Here is a 15,842-nt window from a genome sequence, read left to right on the forward strand (position 1 = left end):
GCAAAGGAGGACAGATGAAGAGGCGGACCCTTATGCTGGGCGGTGCGACCATTGTCGCATCATTGGTCGCTGCGCCGGCATTCTGGCCGCGGCGACAAATCGTCGTGGCCGCCAGGACATTCGACTGGAAGGGCACTGATTTCCTCAGCGGCGGCACACGGTCCGTCGCATTGGAAAAGCTCCCCGCGCCGCTCTTCCGGACGCGCCCGAATTGCGTCGCAACTAACGCCCAGACCCTTGGCCCCTGCCATGTTAACGACATCCCGGCCCGGCAGGACGTCACCGAAGGAAAGGCTGGGCTGCCCTTGCGGCTGGCCGTCCGCATCGTCCACGCAGCCGATTGCCGACCGGTCGAAAACGCCGATATCGAAATCTGGCATACCGATCACCGCGGCATCTATTCCGGCCGGGAAGCGGCCAACATGTGTACGCTCGACGACGCCGCGGCGATCAGCGGGCTTGCCTTTCGCGGCCGCCAGTTGACGGATGCGGCCGGGCAGGCAAGCTTTCTGACGGTCTATCCCGGATGGTACAAGGGCCGCACGCCGCATGTTCACTGCCGCATCCTTGCCGAAGGTAGGGAACTTCTCGTCAGCCAGATCTATTTCGACGATGCGCTGAGCGACATCGTCTATGGCGGGCATACCGACTATCGCCGACGCCCTCCCCGCGATACGCGCAACGATCAGGATGGCCTCATCCCGCAGGACGCCGTCGATCACATATTCGATTTCGAAAAGCTCGACGGCGGCGTGCTTTCCGCCACGATTACGATCGGTCTTTCCTCCTGAGCCGATAGGAGCGAGAACCTTTCCTGCATCAGGCATGAAACCAGACGCAGGATTTCTGCGTACTACCTCTCGACAGCAGAACCTCACTAGATTGAGGCAGCGAGGGTTGATGGCATGATCAGCAAGGAAGGCATCGCCCCCATCGCCAGGCATGCCGCCGAACGGGGACTGGCCAGGTTGATGATGAGATTGCCGGCGACGCGGGCGACGATCAGAGTCGCCGCAGCGAGACGGTCCGATCTCTACGAATTGTGCGGCGCCTATGGCAAAGCCTGCTACGTCCTCAACCGCATGCGCAAGGATAGATCGGCCGATCCTGCGATTATCACTGAATACGAGAGCATTTGTGCGGAAATCGAAGCCGACGTCTTGCGAATCCTGCTCGGCGACCGCTGAGCGCCCTTGCCTCCAGCGCATTTAGCCGTGGCAACCAGGCGCCGCTCAATCAGTGCAGCAGGCCGTCTTGAAGGATCGAGAAGACCGGCCCATCCACTGGTGAATGATGCAACGGCTGAGGTGCGGTCTCATGATGGAAAATCCCGCTGCCGTTTTCCGGGCCGGCGAGATCCGCAGCTTCGATCGTGAAGGCGTGATCGCCGTTGCCAAGGGCCGGCCCTTGCTTTTCGAAGGCAGCCTTGCCGAAGTGACGAAGCAGCAAAGTTCCATCCGACACGCCGTTTTCCCCGATAGGATTCTCGTGATGGGCGCCGGCCTTGTCTGATGCGGTTTTGTCGGGGTTAAGTTTCAGGCCGTCATGGGATGTGAACCCGGTGTCCGACACGAGGCCGATACTGGCATCCGTGACGACGAGACTGTCGGCAGTTGCAGGCGTGGCAGCACCTTCTTCGATGGTCGTGTTGTCGCTGACGGGAAAGGTGGCCGCGGCAATGATCGAGGGGGAAATGCTGTAGGGCGTAACATCGCTCGCAATGAAATTGTCGTGGAAGGATCCGGATGCCGGCCGGTCGACCTTCAGCGCCGCCTGCGTCAGGTCGTCAAAAAAATTGCCGTAAATATCGATGTGCTCACGAACATAGGTCGTTGTGCCAGCTGCGCTGACCGACACGCCCCACACGCCGTCATGGAAATAATTGCCGGAGATATCGTAGTTGCGGGTATCGCCCTGGTCACCCAGGCCGACGGCGTAAGACCAGCTGTAGCCGCCATAGCCGGAAATATCGTTATCCTGGATGGCGACATTTGTGCCGGCCTGCGCGCTGATCCCGAAGCCGCCGCCGATAATCGTATTTCCCTCGATTACCGCATCCACGGGCCGCACCAGCGTCAGCACGCCTTTTGGCGTCACCGCCCCCGTCTGATCAAAATAATTGCCGCTGATGACGATGTTGCTGCTGTCGTTCAGCTGGACGGCATCCGCCGCGGTGCCGTGAGCGTTGGTGACAGTATTGTTGAGCAGAGTGACGCCGGTGATCTTCTCGATCCAGATGCCGTCGCCGTTGACGTCGTTGATCGTGCTGTTTTCGATGGTGATGTTCGAGCCGGTCCGGAAGGTGATCGAACCGGACTTGGACAATCCGGTATGGTCGACCTCGACATTGCGCACGGTCCAATTTGAGACGTAACCGGCATAGATCGCTGCGCCTGATGTGTCGGAGATAGTGATATTCTCGATGACGATGTTCGACGCATAGAGGCTGTGAATGCCGTCGTTGGGGCTATGGATGACAGGGGCATCGCCGACGCCGTAACTGCCGATGGTGATCGGGGCAGCGACAGTGCCGGAATATTTAAGGTCGAGCTGGTCGTTGAACACGCTTCCAGCGGCGAGCAGGACACTGTCGCCGGGCTGCAGCTTCAGGCTTTCCACCGCCGAGAACGACGCAAAGGGCGCGTCCTCACTGGTTCCGGCGTTCGTGTTCGCGCCCGTCGCTGAATTCACATAATAAATTGTCATATCGCCTTGTTCTCATTGTCGCTCAGCCGTCTCAAACGGCTGCAGCGAGTGGATCGGATGCGGTCGGGGGCTGAGGCCATCCAGGATGGCCTTCGATTGCCGTTACGGCGGCTGCAGGCCATGGGCCTGCCTCGCTCCCCGCGCCTGGCGGTGGCTGCATCCTCAACGATACAACTTATAAGAAAATAATCTAGAAAACAACGACCGGAAGGTGAACGAACGGTAACGTAGCGCCGGACAATTCACGTTAGGCAAGTCACAGAAGAGGTCGACAACGCTCGCTGGCCGCCGGCCGAGCGGCGGCTGAGCACCCTAAACCCTTAGAGGCGCCCCTCGCAGGGCGCCTCAGGAGAAGGTCGGAGAGAAATCGGGCTGAATTGTCGCCCTCAGCTCAGCAGACCATCCATATGGACGAAGACGGTCAGCGTATCCCCGTCGCTATGCTGCGAGGTGCCATCGTTGATCCCGTAGCCAAAGGTTTCGCTCACATGCCCATCATGATCGGCAGGCAGCTTTGTCTCATCGAGCGTATAGGCATAGCTGCCGTCCCGGTCGATATGGATGGTGCCGTATTCCCCGGTCAGGGTCAGGCCATGCTTGCCGACGCTTTCGTTCCCGAAGCGGCGAAGCACCAGGGTTCCATTGTCGGAGCTGTCGTTTTCCAGGAGATTGCCGCGATGGGACTCGCCCGTATCCGTGAAGATCTTCAGATTGTCATGAACCGCGACAACCGCCTGATCCGCCGACGCGTCCGTCGTTGCCGCCGCCTTGGTGGCAGTCGTTGCCAGCGCCGTCTCGACATTGGCGACTATATGGTTGTTGCTGACGGAAAAAGTATGCGCGTCGGCAACGGCAGGCGATATGCTGTACGCGTCGACGCCGCTTTCGATGGTATTGTTGTAGAAAGAGCCGGATGCCGGCCGGTCGACTTTCAGCGCCGACTGCGTGAGGTCGTCGAAGACATTGTCATGGACCTTGATACCGCTGCGGACATAGCTCGTGCCGTCGACGGGAGCGGTGACGACCACGCCCCACGCCCCGTCGTGGATATGATTGCCGGAAATATCGTAATCTCTGCTATTGCCCTGATCGCCGAGACCGACGGCGAAAGACCAGCTGTAACCGTGAAAGCCCGATATGTCGTTGTCGCGGATGGCGACATTCTTGCCCGCGGGGGCGCTGATGCCAAAGCCGCCACCGGTCAGCGTATTGTCCTCGATCACAGCATTGGTGGCCCGCACCAGCGCTATCACGCCTTTCGAACTATCGGCTTGCGTCTGATCGAGATGATTGCCCTGGATCAGAATATTGCTGCTGTCGTTCACCTGGACGGCGTCGGCCCTAGCGCCATGGCTGTTCGTGACCGTGTTGTTGAGAAGTTTGACGCCATCGACCTTTTCGATCCAGATGCCGTCGCCTTTGACGCCCGAGATCTTGCTGTCTTCGATCGTGATGTTCTTGCTGCTGCGAAAGGTCACCGAACCTGCTTCGGCCGACGATCCCGCCTTGTCAATCTCGACGTTGCGCACCGTCCAATTCGAGACATTGCCGCCATAGATGGCCGCACCGCCGCTGTTTGATATCTTGAGGTTCTCAATGACGATGTTCGAGGCGTAAAGACTGTGGACGCCGTCATTGCCCCCATGGATGACAGGCGCCTCACCCGTCCCGTAACTGCCGATCTTGATCGGCGCATCGGCGCTGCCGGAATGTTTGATATCGAACTGCTCGTTGAAGACGCTTCCCTTGGCGAGAAGCACGCTGTCGCCCGGTTTCAGCGTCAAGGATTCCACTTTGGACAAAGTCGCAAAAGCCGAGTTCTGGCCCGTCCCGCTGTTGCGGTCGGAGCCAGTCGCTGAGTTCACATAGTAGATTGTCATATCGCCATGTTGCCCTGTTCGTCGGATCGCTATGTCGCCGCGCGATCGGCCAGGGTCGGCTGATCGGAACGCGGCGGGGGCAACCGTCCATGGCAAGAAGGCGAGAAGATGTTGTCAATGCGGCAGCGGCTAAGTTCGCGGGTCTTATTCCACAGCCAATGGCGCGAGCTCCGTTCAATTGCAAGATAGCTGCAACCCAGCTTCATAAACTGACGACCCGAGGGCGAATAAATCTCGGTTGTACGCTATCGTACCTTCCCTTCCCTTGAGCGCGCCGCAGACCTCGCTTCATTCAGCAAGACCCACTTCCGCGATTTCGCCACCAGATCGGCGGAATGGCCCACGGCCCAGATCTGTGGACCGGGCGCTGTGCGGCGATCCTCTCGCTCGCCATCGTCGAAAGCGAAAAGGGGGCAGCCGCGACAGTCGCCGCGGCGCTGACACTTGGCCGGGTTGCCGGCCTCGCCGTTTGGTTTGCACATGGTTCTTCTCTTGATATTCAAAGGATGCCACGGGCGGAGCCTCGGTCCTCCCGCCCGCAGCCGTCTTCTCAGGCCGCCAGCTTCAGCGTGTCGGCAAGCTTGGCGAAGTCGCCGGCCGAGAGCCCCGGACGGACGGCGAAGTCGATGACCGCCTGGAAGATTTCCGGCGGCGCATCCTTCTTCATGGCGCCGAGGAGTGCGGCACGCTCCGCCGGATTGATGGCCGGGATCATGATGCGCATGAAGGCCATGCTCTTCTCCGGCGGCAGAGAGCCGATGATGCGCATCTCGATGCCGAATATTTCTTCGTCGTTAAAGTTTCGCCACAGCAGAGGGCCGGTTACGGCCTCCTCCTCATGCATATGCGCGAGGTCGTCGGCGAGATAGGCGGCAAAGGCGAGATAAAGCTTGCGGCCGCTGGCAGCCTTGTGCAGCGGCGAGGCTTTTTCCCAGGCGACGATCAGTTCTTCCAGCTCCCGGAATGCGGTGCGGTGGTCGTCATGCTGTTCGTCGAGCGTGACGGTCGACACCCCCTTCTCGGCAAGCGCCACGTGGATGTTGTCGTCCTCGTGAGTGACGTGGGAGGCGGCCAGCGTCAGGTAATGGCGCAGGTCGCCGGTCAGGAAGACCGTCTCCTCGACATTCTGGAAATCGGCCGTGCCGAGACGCCCGAGCAGATCGCAGCCGGCCTTACGCAGGCCCTTGTGTATGGCGCCGTAAATGTCGTAACGGCCGTTGAGATCGGGAATGCTGGTAAGCGAGAATTCATGGCTCATGATGGTTTCCTCTCATTGGCCGGCGCCTCTTTCTGTGCGCCGGGCTGATGACCGGGAGATAACCGAGGCCTGTGCGCGGCGCTTCCTAAAACCATCCTAAGCACTTGGAACGATTGCTAAGAATATCCTAACCAACTATCATCGCCTGAATTCGAGGTGGGGAAAAAGCATTGCTGGGGCCGGAACTCGCAGAATTCATAGAAAGTCCCGTCATGATGCTGTTCGCGACGCGCGACGAGGCTGGCCGACCGATGATTGGCCGCGGCTCCGGCGTGCGCGTCGACCGGCAGAGCGGGCATCTGCACTTTCTCGCCTCCCGCTGCCAATGGCCGAAAGCGGTAAGCGAGGCGCTGCCTGGCCGGCCGATTGCCACGACCTATGTGCGTGCCGCCGACTACAAGGCCTGCCAGATCAAGGGCTGGGTACTGGAAGCAAGGCCGGCGGACGCCGCCGGCCGCGCACGGGGCGAGGCCTATGTCGCAGAACAGCTGGCGCGAATGCTGGCACTCGGGGTCACCCGGATGCAGCTCTCCAGCACACTGTCGGACCGGGAACTCATCTGCCTGACGATCGAGCCGCAGGAGATCTTCGAGCAGACGCCGGGCCCGGGCGCTGGGCGCAGGTTGACGCCGGAAGCCGCTGCATGATCCCGCTCGAAAGGCTGCGCGACAGCCTTGAGGGAGTCATTCCCTCCATCATCGCCACTACTGATGCCGACGGGATGCCCAATATTTCCTATCTCTCGCACGTGCATTATGTCGACGAGACGCATGTTGCGCTCTCCAACCAGTTCTTCTCCAAGACCGCCGCCAATGTGGCGCGCAACGGGCTTGCGACCGTGATGGTGGTCGATGGCTATAGCGGCCAGCAGCACGTGCTCGACTTAGTGTTCGATCGCTCCGAGACGGAGGGCGAGACGTTCGAGCGGGTGGCGATCCATCTGGCGATCCTGGAAAGCCGGATGAGCGGGATCATGAAGCTGCGCGCCGTCGACATCTACCGGGTGGAGGACTGTCGGGCCGTGCCGGCGGCCCATCCGCTGGTCGAGCCGGCGCCCCTCGTCCTGCCCGATTTGATGAGTAAGGTGGCGCGGCTGACGGCACGAATGTCGGATTGCGGCGATCCGGAAACGCTGCTCGACGCGACACTCGAAGGCATGGGCGAACTCTTCGGCTACCGCCATTCCATGGTCCTGGTGCCGGACGGCGAACGCGGCGGGCTGACGACGATCGCCAGCCGCGGCTACGACCAGTTCGGCTTCGGCGCCGAGGTTCCGGCCGGACGCGGCGTTATCGGGCTTGCGGCCGAGCGGCGACGCAATGTGCGGATCACCGATCTCAGTCGCGGCCAGCGCTACATCCAGGCGGTGCGGGCCATGGCGGGCGTCGAGGATGCGACGCCGATCCCACTTCCGGCGCTCGACAAGCCGCTCAGCCAGATCGCGCTGCCGCTTGTCGCGCGGGGAAGGCCTGTCGGCGTGCTGTTTTCAGAATCGACCGAGCGCTTCACCTTCCGCCATCGCGACGAGGAGGCGCTGATCGTGATCGCAGCGCATCTCGCCACCGCGCTCTCCTTCCTGTCCGAGGAACGCGAGCGGGCGGAGACGAATGGGCGGGAAAGGGCGGAGGCCCCGGCCGACCAGGCCGGCAGCATGCAAGCCGACCGGCGCATCGCCGTGCGCTTCTATCCGCGCGACGGCTCTCTGTTCGTCGACGACGACTATCTGATCCGCGGCGTGCCCGGGCGGCTGCTCCTGCACTTCCTCGAGGACTATATGCGGACCGGCAAGCGGGACTTTCTGAACCGCGAGATCCGCCGCGACCGGCGCCTGCAACTGCCCGACTTCAAGGACAATCTGGAAACCCGGCTGATCCTCCTGCGCCGGCGACTGGATGAAAAGGCGGGTCCGATCATGCTCGAACGCGCCGACCGGGGCCGTCTGCGGCTGACACTCGCCGGGCGGCCGGAGATTGAGGTGGTAGAGGAGTGAGCGGGTGGCGAGGTTTCGCTGCTTGGCGCATTTCGTGTCTTTAGGCATTGGAACGCGGCAAGTTATCCGAAAAAATCCGGAGCGGGAATTGCAGGAACTCGCAACGTGTAAAGATTGGGGCGGCAATAGAAGTTTTGCCGTGTGGCCCCCTCATCTGCCTGCCGGCATCTTCTCCCCGCTGGGGAGAAGATGAGTCGAAGCAACGTCTCGCCCTTCTTGAACGCACCCTTTGTGGACACCAAGCTAGCGACTTGCCCACTTCTCCCCTCGGGGAGAAGATGCCGGCGGACAGATGAGGGAGCCACGCGGCACAGCCTCCAAGACAGCTAGAATCGTGTTCCTACCCCCTCGCCCGCAGCGCCACCCTCATCGGCAGCCGCGCGGTGGCCAGCGCCGGCAGTGCGCCGCCGATCACGCCAACCGCCAGCCCGAGCAGACCTGCCGTCCAAATCACATCCGGCGTCACGACGAGCTGAAATGCCATCTTCGTATTGTTGGCGCCCATCGTGCTCGCCTGCCAGCCGTCGAAGGCGAGCCGGGAGGCGATGGCGCCGGCGGCCGCTCCGAGGGCCGAGAGCAGCACCGCCTCCACCCAAGTAGCGGTGAAGGCCGGCAGGCGGGCAAAACCGAGGAGCCGCAGCGTGGCGATTTCCCGGGCGCGGTCTGAGACCGAGCTCATCATCGTATTCAGGGCTCCAGCCGCAGCACCCACCGCCATCAGAAGCGCAATCGGCCAGCCGAACAGGCGGATCAGGCTTTCGGTCCGCTCGGCCTGGCCGGCATAGAGATCGGCCTCGGGGACGGCGGCAAGCGGCGTGCCGGGCAAGCTGGAGAGCCGTTCGCGCAGAGCCGCCAGCGCCCCGGGCGGATCGCCTTCCAGCCGGACCCGCAGGCTCTGCACCTGCCCATGCCGGTCGAAAGCCGATTGCACCGCTTGCAGATCCGCCCAAATCTCCGATTCAAAGGCGCCGCCGCCTGACGTGAAATGCCCGACAATCCTCCAGTCGAGCGCGCCAAACCGGATCGTGTCGCCGACCGCAAAGCCGGGAAAGGTGTCCGCGATGCGGGCGCCGACGACGATCTCGCGCGCACCCGGCGAAAACAGCCGTCCTTGCGAAAGCCGTGCGCGCTCGCGCAAGGCAGGGCCGGCCACGTCCATGCCCCTCAAAGACAGCGTCTGCTCGGCGCCGTCGCCTTGCCGGACATCGACGGGAACGACGATCTCGCGCGACAAAGCCAGCTCGCCTGCTCCGTCGCGGGCGATCCCAGGGTCGCGAGGGATCCCAGGGTTGCGAGTGATCCCAGGGTTGCGAGCAATCCCAGGGTTGCGGGCGATCCCGGTATCGCCGCTCATGGCGGCAAGGCTGCGGATTGCTTCGGCCGGCACCTCCGAGCCGGTCTCCTGATTGGTCCCTCCGCCGAGAACGACGGCGATATCGGGCGAGCCGGCGCCGGCAAGCGCGGTCTCGAAGCCGCGCGCCATGGCCAGAAAGCCCGCCAGCACCGCCACGACGAGGGCGACCGACAGCACCATCGACAGCGAGATCCAAAGCCGCCGAGGCAGACTGCCGAGATTGACTCTGATCATGAGAAATATCTGCTTGAGCACTGATGACATTGGACTATCTCGTTCTGAAGGCATTGATGATCGGGAGACGCATGGCGCTGATCGCAGGCAGCAACCCGGTCAGCAGGCCGAGCCCCGCGATGATGGCCAAAGATTTCATGAGAAGGGTCGCGCCGAAGACGAGGCCGAATTCCGGCCCGATCGAAAGCGTCGCGAGCTTAGCGAGAACGAGCCCGCTTGCGCCGCCGACAACGAAGATAAACAGCGTCTCGCCGACGACAAGCGCCATGATCCGCCCACTGGAAAAGCCGAGCACCTTCATGACGCCGATCTCGAAACGACGCTCGCGCACGGCAAACAGCATAGTGTTGATCACGATCATCAGGATGGTGACGAAGGCCGCACCGACGACAAGGCTGACGATAAGGCCGACATCGGCGAATTGCCTGAAAAACGCCTCGAGGAATTGCTTTTCCGATTGCGTCCTCGTCTGCGCCGCCGAATTGGCAAACAGTGCGTCGATCCGCGCCGCCAGTATGCCTGGCGACACGCCCGGGCGCGGACGCACCACAAAGGCGTCGACCGTATCCTTGTCGCGCGCACGAGCGGCATTGAGCGCCTCATAGCGAGCCAATATGAAATAGGTGTCGGTGCCGGCATCAGCGCCCTCGAAGATGCCCGCGATCGTGAAGCTCCAGTTCCGGCTGCCGTCGGTCCTGGTCAGCTGGCCGGTAAAGCCGATGCGCTGGCCGATTGACCAGCCCTGAGCCTCCGCCAGCGCCCGGCCGACCAACACCCGGTCGCCGCCCTCTTCGAGCGCCGCGGTCAGCTCCGGCGTGAGCCCGAGCTCTTCTCCGTTGGCCGCAGCAATGGCCTGCGGCTCGACGGCGCTGACGACAACCACATTGCTCTCGACCTCGACAAAACCCCGCATGCGCGCGGTATAGGCGACGGCGGCGATATCGGGGTCGGCCGCGATGCGATTGATATAGGCAAGCGGCAAGGGCAGGCCTCGTCCCGACTTGTTGAAGACGCCGAGCAGATTGTCGCTGGCGCCGGCGGCGCCCTGGCTGCCGGCAACGAAGCTCGCCGTCAGCCCGTAGATCAGAAAGGCGACGCCGACCGAGAACATCAGCAGGATGGCGCGCAGCCGCTTGCGCCAGGCATTGCGCCGCATGAGCTCGAAGAAGGTCATCGGCCCGCCCTTTCCTCGTTGACGAATTCGCCCTTGTTCAGATGCAGCGTACGCCGGGCGAAGGAAGCGGCCTCGGGATCATGCGTGACCATGATGATGGTCTTCTGAAGCTCGCGATTGAGAAAGCTCAGCATCTCGAGGATATCATTGGCCGATTTTCGATCGAGATCGCCGGTCGGTTCGTCGCAGAGAAGAAGATCGGGATCTCCGACGATGGCGCGCGCGATGCCGACACGCTGCTGCTGCCCGCCGGACATGCTGGTGGGAAACTGCCGCTGCCGGCCGGCAAGCCCGACGAGTTCCATGACAGTATCGACTCGGGCCCGCCGCTCCCTGCGCCCGAGGGGTTTCAGAAGCAGCGGCAGCTCGATGTTTTCCGCCGCATTCAGCATCGGCAGCAGGTTGTAGAATTGGAAGACGATGCCCATGCTGTGTGCTCTCCAGGCCGCCCTGGCCCCTTCGCCCATCTGTTCGAGATGGCTGCGCCCGATCCGGATCTCGCCGGCATCGGGGCCGTCGATACCACCGAGCATATTCAGCAGCGTTGATTTCCCCGAGCCGGACGGCCCCATGACAGCAACGAAGTCGCCGCGCGGAATGGAAAGGTCGAGTCCGGAGAAAATCGGGATCGTCTCTGTCCCGATCCTGAACGCCTTTTTGACGCCGGCAAGCGCGATGAAGGGGGCTTGGCTGTCGATCATTGCTTTGCTCCTTGGTGATGGGTTGTCGATATCGCAGAGGCCGCTCTCGTCCTTCGAGGCCCCTGTGGGGATCTCTGTGTGAGAGCGGAGAGAGGGAGGGCCACGGAGTACGCCGGTCAGCCACCGCCCCACGGCACCACGATCAGTCCTCATCCCCGGTGCGTAGGCCAACGGCCGGGGCATCTCAGGACGGCGGCGGGTGAAGAGCGCCCGCGCTCCCCTCACCCACGACAAGCCGAATGCGCGCCGCCATCGCAGGCCGCATGCCGGAAGGTGTCGACCTGAGCGACAGGCGCAGCGTCACCGTCCCCTTCTCCCGCGAAATCAGGGGCGCGACCTTCGACACCTCAATCGTAAAAGGCTGATCGGGAAAGCCATCGAGCACCGCCTCGCCTGACAGGCCCGGCCGCATCAGCGCGATATTGGCTTCGGCCACATCCGCATCGATGACCATCTTCGTCGTATCGGTAATCGCAAGCAGGCTTTCATTCTCCCGCACGCTGTCCTCGCGCGACAGCACGGTGTCGCCGACATGCGCATCAAGCCGCGTCACGGTGCCCGAAATCGGTGCGGTCACGACAAGCGCCTCGACCTGCTCGCGCGCCCTGTCGATATCGAGCCTAGCCTTTGCGAGATCCTGCTGGGCTTGCTCCGCGCCATTCTCGGCGGTTTCGAAAGCCGTCTTCGCCTCCTCCAGGGCTTGCGCCGACATCGCATCCCGCCCGGCCAGCCGTTCGGTACGTGTCAGGGATGACCGCGCCTGCGCAAGCTCGATATTCCTCGCATCAAGCGCCAGCTCCGCCGCCCGCTCTGATATCTCCGCACCCCGGAGCGCAAACCGGGCGCCGGCATCGTCGAGTCGCACCAGCACCTGCCCCGCCTCGACCTTGTCGCCCGCCTCGACCTCGACGGCGATAACCCGGCCCTCATATTTGGAAAAGACGATGGCGGTGTCAGGCGCCACGACGTAGCCGGAGCCGGTAACCTCACGGGACGGCGCGGCCCTACTCTTCGCCCCATCGTCGGCCGGAGGCCGCATTCCCTCAACAATCGCACCGCCCCTGGCCGGTGCCTCATGAGCGGATATCGCCGCGTGGTCGCCCACCCTCCCCGCGATCGCTACCTCGATACGCTCCAGCGTCTGAGGTCCATAAAAAGCGACCACCGCCAGCGACGCCGTCGCCGCAATGACAAATATTGCGCCAGGGATCATGCGCCGCCGGGCACGAGGCTCCGGCAACTGCGTCTTGAAGGCCGCGGGCTCGATCGAAAGCGATCTCAGTTGGGCGGCAAGGGTTCGATCATGTTCTGATGTCGTGTTCATGCCGGCCAACATCGCCGACCCGGCAGAAATCGCGACCTCGAACACGATCTGCGACGTTCTCGATCGCGATTGTGTAAATGGCAGCGGTCGCCCTCGTCCTTCGAGGCCCCTGCGGGGCGCCTCCGGATGAGGGCGGAGAGAGGGGCGCGGCTTGCCTCACTGGCGAACGCGAGCGGGTACAACAACCAGCCCTCATGGTGAGGAGGCCCGCACGGCCGTCTCGAACCATGACGGCGGGCGGCACTACAGCTTGTCTATCGCCGACGAACCGCCGCCCTCCGCCCTCTTCTGCCGCCAGGCAAGCGGCGTCATATCCGTCACCCGGCGAAATTCGCGATTGAAGTTGGACTTGGTCTGGAAGCCGACGTCGAACATCACTTCGGTCACTGATTTCTCGGTGGCCGAAAGCAGGCGGCAGGCCTCGCCGATCCTATAATCATTGACATATTGCGAGACGTTCTTGTCCATTGCCCGGTTGATCGCCGCCGAGATCTGGCGTGCGGGGATGCCGGCCTTGCGGGCGAGCCGGTCGAGATTGAGATTGGCGTCGCGATAGAGCTTCCTTGTCTCCATCAGCGCGTCCACGGTAGCGATCGTCTCCTTGTCTTCGCTCGTCTCCGGCCTCGCCACAGCCTCCGCCGTTTCAGCAGGCGCCCGGCTTCCGCTGGCGGCGGCCGCCGCAGTGCCGAGAATGACGAGGGCGGCGAGATTGCCGACGCTGATCACGGTCAGCGCGTGCTCGCCATGCGCCCAGGTGAAGTCGAAGAAGACGAAGGTATCGACCGCGGCCGACAGGCAGAGCGCCGCCGCCGCGAAGATGATGGCTCGATAGGCCGGCACCGCTCCCTCGAAAGGCGCGAGCCGAAGCGCATCTGCTCCCGGGCGCATCAGCAGCAGGATCGCCAGGGCGTAACCGACGAAGATCAGCACCAGCGCAACGTCGATCGCCTCCCGCCAGAACTCCACCAACAGCAGAATGAGGACGGCGGGCACGGCATGCAGCCCGAGGCGTCCCACAAGCGGCCGCCAGCTCGTCCTCACCAGTCGGGAAACGCCGGCATAGGCGAGCGGCGGCACCGTCGCCGCGATGACGGGAGCGATCACGCCGACCACCTGCATCCCATAGCCCCAACGCAAGCCGGAGAGGACCGATTGCAGCGCGCTCAGCAGGATGAGCACCAGAAACGGCCGGTTGGGTTGCCCCTCCTCGTCGCGTCTGAAGACGACGACGAAGAGGATGAGCAGAAGGAGAGCGACGACGAAGGGAAGCGGAATGAACAGCATGGCCTGGCGGGGTCGGGGTCACGGATAGACGGCCATCATTGCCGACATCCTCATTCGAAGCGACCTCCATCGTGTTTTAGAACGCGTTTTCAGGAGAAATTCTTTTGAATTGGCGCGCCGGACCGGGCTAGCCATGAACGCCGGCATCAGACGCGTTGCAGGAATGCAAGCACGCGCGCAGTGAGGAGCGCGGTCGCATCCGGGTCGTAAGACGGAAGCGAGCTGTCGGCGAAATAATGCTGGTCGCCGGGGTACAGAAACAGCTCCGCGTCCGTGACCTTCGCGACGATCTCGCGGGCGGCATCGATGTCGCCCTCGCCGACGAAGATCGGGTCGTTGTCCATGCCGTGGATCTGCACCGCGACACCATCCGGCCAGGGTCCGAAGGCCCATTCGCCACTGATCGGCAGGCAGGAATAGAAAAGCAGAGCTCCACGGGCTCCTGGCCGCCTTTGCGCCAGCTTCTGCGCCGGCAGCACACCGAATGAGAAACCGGCATAGACAAGTTCGGCAGGCAGTTCGTCGGCAACCCGGAGGCCGCGCTCCCTGATGGCGTCGAATCCGTTCTCGCCGATATGGGCGAGACCTTCCTCGATGCTTCCGAACGTGCGTCCGTCGAACAGGTCAGGCGTGTGCACGATGTGGCCGGCAGCCCTGATATCGTCGGCGAAGGCCCGCACACCAGGCGTCAGCCCCTGTGCGTGATGGAACAGCAAGATTTCAGCCATAGGCGCCTCCGGTCGAGAGTCGGCACATTTGATAAAAGTTCGAAGCAGTCCGGATTGAGCGCGCGGCAGCCGTCTCCGATGTCGCAGCTCTGCCACGACGACCGGTTCTACGGCGTCGCGCCGAAGAAGGCGAGCCGGGTGAAGATCGTATACTGCGATTCCGATACCATCAGCGCGACGAAGACCAGCACCAGCACCGGCGGCAGCAGGATGGCGTAGACGAGCGCTAACCGTTCCCAGGCCATGTGCATGAAAACCGCAACGATCAGCCCGGCCTTCAGCATCATGAACACCAGGATCAGAAACCACCTAATATAGCCCTGGATCCCGAGATAATCGACCATGTAGGAAAAGGCGCTGAGCACGAAGAGCAGGCCCCAGACGAAGAGATAGAGCCGGATCGGATGCTGCTGCCCGCTATGTGCCTGTACATGCACCGATTGGCTTTGCCCATGCGCCGTTGTCTCGCTCATGACGACCTCACCACAGATAGAAGAAAGCGAAGATGAAGACCCAGACCAGATCGACGAAGTGCCAGTAGAGGCCCATGATCTCGACGGCCTCGTAGCGGCCTTTCCGGCTGGTGAAAAAGCCGCGCCGCTCGACGTCGAAGTCGCCTCGCCAGACCTTGCGGGCGATGATCAGCAGGAAGATGACGCCGATCGTGACGTGGGTGCCGTGAAAGCCTGTGATCATGAAAAAGGTCGATCCGAATTGTGCCGCCCCCCACGGGTTCTCCCAGGGGCGCACGCCTTCGGTGATCAGCTTGGTCCATTCGAAGGCCTGCATGCCGACGAAGGTTGCGCCCAGAAGCGCCGTCAGCAGCATCAGTATCGCGGTCACGCGGCGGTCGCGACGATAGCCGAAATTGACCGCCATCGCCATCGTACCGCTGCTCGAGATCAGCACGAAGGTCATGATCGCGATCAGGATCAGCGGTACGTCCTCACCGCCTATATGCAGCGCGAAGACCTCGCTCGGATTGGGCCATGGAACCGGCGTGGACATGCGGGCGGTCATATACGCGATCAGAAAACAACCGAAGACGAAGGTGTCGCTGAGGAGAAAGATCCACATCATCGCCTTGCCCCAGGAGGCGGTCTTGAAGGCGCGCTGATCCGAGCTGAAATCGGCGGCGACACCGCGAAGGCCCGCCGGCCTGAGGTCTGCCCCGCCGTGTGTCTCGATAGTCTGTGCCATCTGCAAACC

Annotated in this window: 15 protein-coding genes; 4 read left to right on the forward strand and 11 right to left on the reverse strand. The window is 62.7% G+C overall.

What is annotated here, in order from left to right; genetic code table 11:
* Positions 1–14: 14 nt before the first annotated feature.
* Together GGI60_RS01850 and GGI60_RS01855 are read left to right on the forward strand one after the other, a co-directional pair.
* Positions 15–791 (forward strand): protocatechuate 3,4-dioxygenase, encoded by a 777-nt coding sequence (locus GGI60_RS01850; RefSeq protein WP_183913079.1) that lies wholly within the window; start codon positions 15–17, stop codon positions 789–791.
* 114 nt (positions 792–905) lie between these two features.
* The gene (locus GGI60_RS01855; protein WP_183913077.1) at positions 906–1,187 is read left to right on the forward strand and encodes a nodulation protein; all 282 of its coding nucleotides are present in this window, start codon (positions 906–908) and stop codon (positions 1,185–1,187) included.
* Between the two features lie 49 nt (positions 1,188–1,236).
* On the opposite strand, the gene GGI60_RS01860 is transcribed toward GGI60_RS01855, so the two are convergent.
* From GGI60_RS01860 to GGI60_RS01870, 3 genes are all read right to left on the reverse strand, one after another.
* Entirely contained in the window at positions 1,237–2,706 is a 1,470-nt protein-coding gene (locus GGI60_RS01860) for a right-handed parallel beta-helix repeat-containing protein (RefSeq protein ID WP_183913075.1), read from the reverse strand.
* A gap of 386 nt (positions 2,707–3,092) precedes the next feature.
* A complete protein-coding gene (locus GGI60_RS01865; protein ID WP_183913073.1) occupies positions 3,093–4,586 on the reverse strand; it encodes a nitrous oxide reductase family maturation protein NosD in 1,494 nt (497 codons plus the stop codon).
* Positions 4,587–5,136: 550 nt separating this feature from the next.
* Positions 5,137–5,844 (reverse strand): hypothetical protein, encoded by a 708-nt coding sequence (locus tag GGI60_RS01870; protein ID WP_183913072.1) that lies wholly within the window; start codon positions 5,842–5,844, stop codon positions 5,137–5,139.
* Positions 5,845–6,056: 212 nt separating this feature from the next.
* Between GGI60_RS01870 and GGI60_RS01875 the strand changes: the two genes are divergently transcribed.
* Positions 6,057–6,491, forward strand: a complete 435-nt coding sequence (locus GGI60_RS01875; RefSeq protein WP_246720285.1) for a hypothetical protein — start codon at positions 6,057–6,059, stop codon at positions 6,489–6,491.
* Entirely contained in the window at positions 6,488–7,834 is a 1,347-nt protein-coding gene (locus tag GGI60_RS01880; protein WP_183913068.1) for a GAF domain-containing protein, read from the forward strand. Before GGI60_RS01875 ends, GGI60_RS01880 begins: the two co-directional genes overlap by 4 nt.
* 340 nt (positions 7,835–8,174) lie before the next feature.
* On the opposite strand, the gene GGI60_RS01885 is transcribed toward GGI60_RS01880, so the two are convergent.
* The 8 genes from GGI60_RS01885 to GGI60_RS01920 form a co-directional block, all read right to left on the reverse strand.
* Positions 8,175–9,452: an ABC transporter permease gene (locus GGI60_RS01885; protein WP_183913066.1), complete on the reverse strand. Its 1,278-nt coding sequence runs from the start codon at positions 9,450–9,452 to the stop codon at positions 8,175–8,177.
* Between the two features lie 4 nt (positions 9,453–9,456).
* On the reverse strand, positions 9,457–10,596 hold the full coding sequence (locus tag GGI60_RS01890) for an FtsX-like permease family protein (protein ID WP_183913064.1): 1,140 nt from the start codon (positions 10,594–10,596) through the stop codon (positions 9,457–9,459).
* A complete protein-coding gene (locus tag GGI60_RS01895) occupies positions 10,593–11,297 on the reverse strand; it encodes an ABC transporter ATP-binding protein (protein ID WP_183913062.1) in 705 nt (234 codons plus the stop codon). The genes GGI60_RS01890 and GGI60_RS01895 overlap by 4 nt, the downstream gene beginning before the upstream one ends.
* 184 nt (positions 11,298–11,481) lie before the next feature.
* Positions 11,482–12,666, reverse strand: coding sequence for an efflux RND transporter periplasmic adaptor subunit (locus GGI60_RS01900; RefSeq protein ID WP_183913060.1), 1,185 nt, complete (start codon positions 12,664–12,666; stop codon positions 11,482–11,484).
* Between the two features lie 198 nt (positions 12,667–12,864).
* Positions 12,865–13,905, reverse strand: coding sequence for an AraC family transcriptional regulator (locus tag GGI60_RS01905; RefSeq protein ID WP_183913058.1), 1,041 nt, complete (start codon positions 13,903–13,905; stop codon positions 12,865–12,867).
* 146 nt (positions 13,906–14,051) lie between these two features.
* Positions 14,052–14,633: a dienelactone hydrolase family protein gene (locus tag GGI60_RS01910; RefSeq protein WP_183913056.1), complete on the reverse strand. Its 582-nt coding sequence runs from the start codon at positions 14,631–14,633 to the stop codon at positions 14,052–14,054.
* A gap of 107 nt (positions 14,634–14,740) precedes the next feature.
* Positions 14,741–15,106, reverse strand: coding sequence for a cytochrome C oxidase subunit IV family protein (locus GGI60_RS01915; protein ID WP_183913054.1), 366 nt, complete (start codon positions 15,104–15,106; stop codon positions 14,741–14,743).
* Between the two features lie 7 nt (positions 15,107–15,113).
* Positions 15,114–15,833 carry a heme-copper oxidase subunit III family protein gene (locus GGI60_RS01920; RefSeq protein WP_183913052.1) on the reverse strand — a complete coding sequence of 240 codons (720 nt, stop codon included), beginning with the start codon at positions 15,831–15,833 and terminating at the stop codon, positions 15,114–15,116.
* Between the last annotated feature and the right edge of the window lie 9 nt (positions 15,834–15,842).

Origin of the sequence: Rhizobium lentis (assembly GCF_014200175.1) — a bacterium.
GTDB lineage: Bacteria > Pseudomonadota > Alphaproteobacteria > Rhizobiales > Rhizobiaceae > Rhizobium > Rhizobium mulingense.

Excerpts from the sequence above, each read along its gene's own strand:
- GGI60_RS01885 (WP_183913066.1), bottom strand. The coding sequence starts at position 9,452 with ATGTCATCAGTGCTCAAGCAGATATTTCTCATGATCAGAGTCAATCTC.
- GGI60_RS01910 (WP_183913056.1), bottom strand. The coding sequence starts at position 14,633 with ATGGCTGAAATCTTGCTGTTCCATCACGCACAGGGGCTGACGCCTGGT.
- GGI60_RS01870 (WP_183913072.1), bottom strand. The coding sequence starts at position 5,844 with ATGAGCCATGAATTCTCGCTTACCAGCATTCCCGATCTCAACGGCCGT.
- GGI60_RS01880 (WP_183913068.1), top strand. The coding sequence starts at position 6,488 with ATGATCCCGCTCGAAAGGCTGCGCGACAGCCTTGAGGGAGTCATTCCC.
- GGI60_RS01895 (WP_183913062.1), bottom strand. The coding sequence starts at position 11,297 with ATGATCGACAGCCAAGCCCCCTTCATCGCGCTTGCCGGCGTCAAAAAG.
- GGI60_RS01905 (WP_183913058.1), bottom strand. The coding sequence starts at position 13,905 with ATGCTGTTCATTCCGCTTCCCTTCGTCGTCGCTCTCCTTCTGCTCATC.
- GGI60_RS01920 (WP_183913052.1), bottom strand. The coding sequence starts at position 15,833 with ATGGCACAGACTATCGAGACACACGGCGGGGCAGACCTCAGGCCGGCG.
- GGI60_RS01865 (WP_183913073.1), bottom strand. The coding sequence starts at position 4,586 with ATGACAATCTACTATGTGAACTCAGCGACTGGCTCCGACCGCAACAGC.
- GGI60_RS01850 (WP_183913079.1), top strand. The coding sequence starts at position 15 with ATGAAGAGGCGGACCCTTATGCTGGGCGGTGCGACCATTGTCGCATCA.
- GGI60_RS01860 (WP_183913075.1), bottom strand. The coding sequence starts at position 2,706 with ATGACAATTTATTATGTGAATTCAGCGACGGGCGCGAACACGAACGCC.
- GGI60_RS01855 (WP_183913077.1), top strand. The coding sequence starts at position 906 with ATGATCAGCAAGGAAGGCATCGCCCCCATCGCCAGGCATGCCGCCGAA.
- GGI60_RS01915 (WP_183913054.1), bottom strand. The coding sequence starts at position 15,106 with ATGAGCGAGACAACGGCGCATGGGCAAAGCCAATCGGTGCATGTACAG.
- GGI60_RS01875 (WP_246720285.1), top strand. The coding sequence starts at position 6,057 with ATGATGCTGTTCGCGACGCGCGACGAGGCTGGCCGACCGATGATTGGC.
- GGI60_RS01890 (WP_183913064.1), bottom strand. The coding sequence starts at position 10,596 with ATGACCTTCTTCGAGCTCATGCGGCGCAATGCCTGGCGCAAGCGGCTG.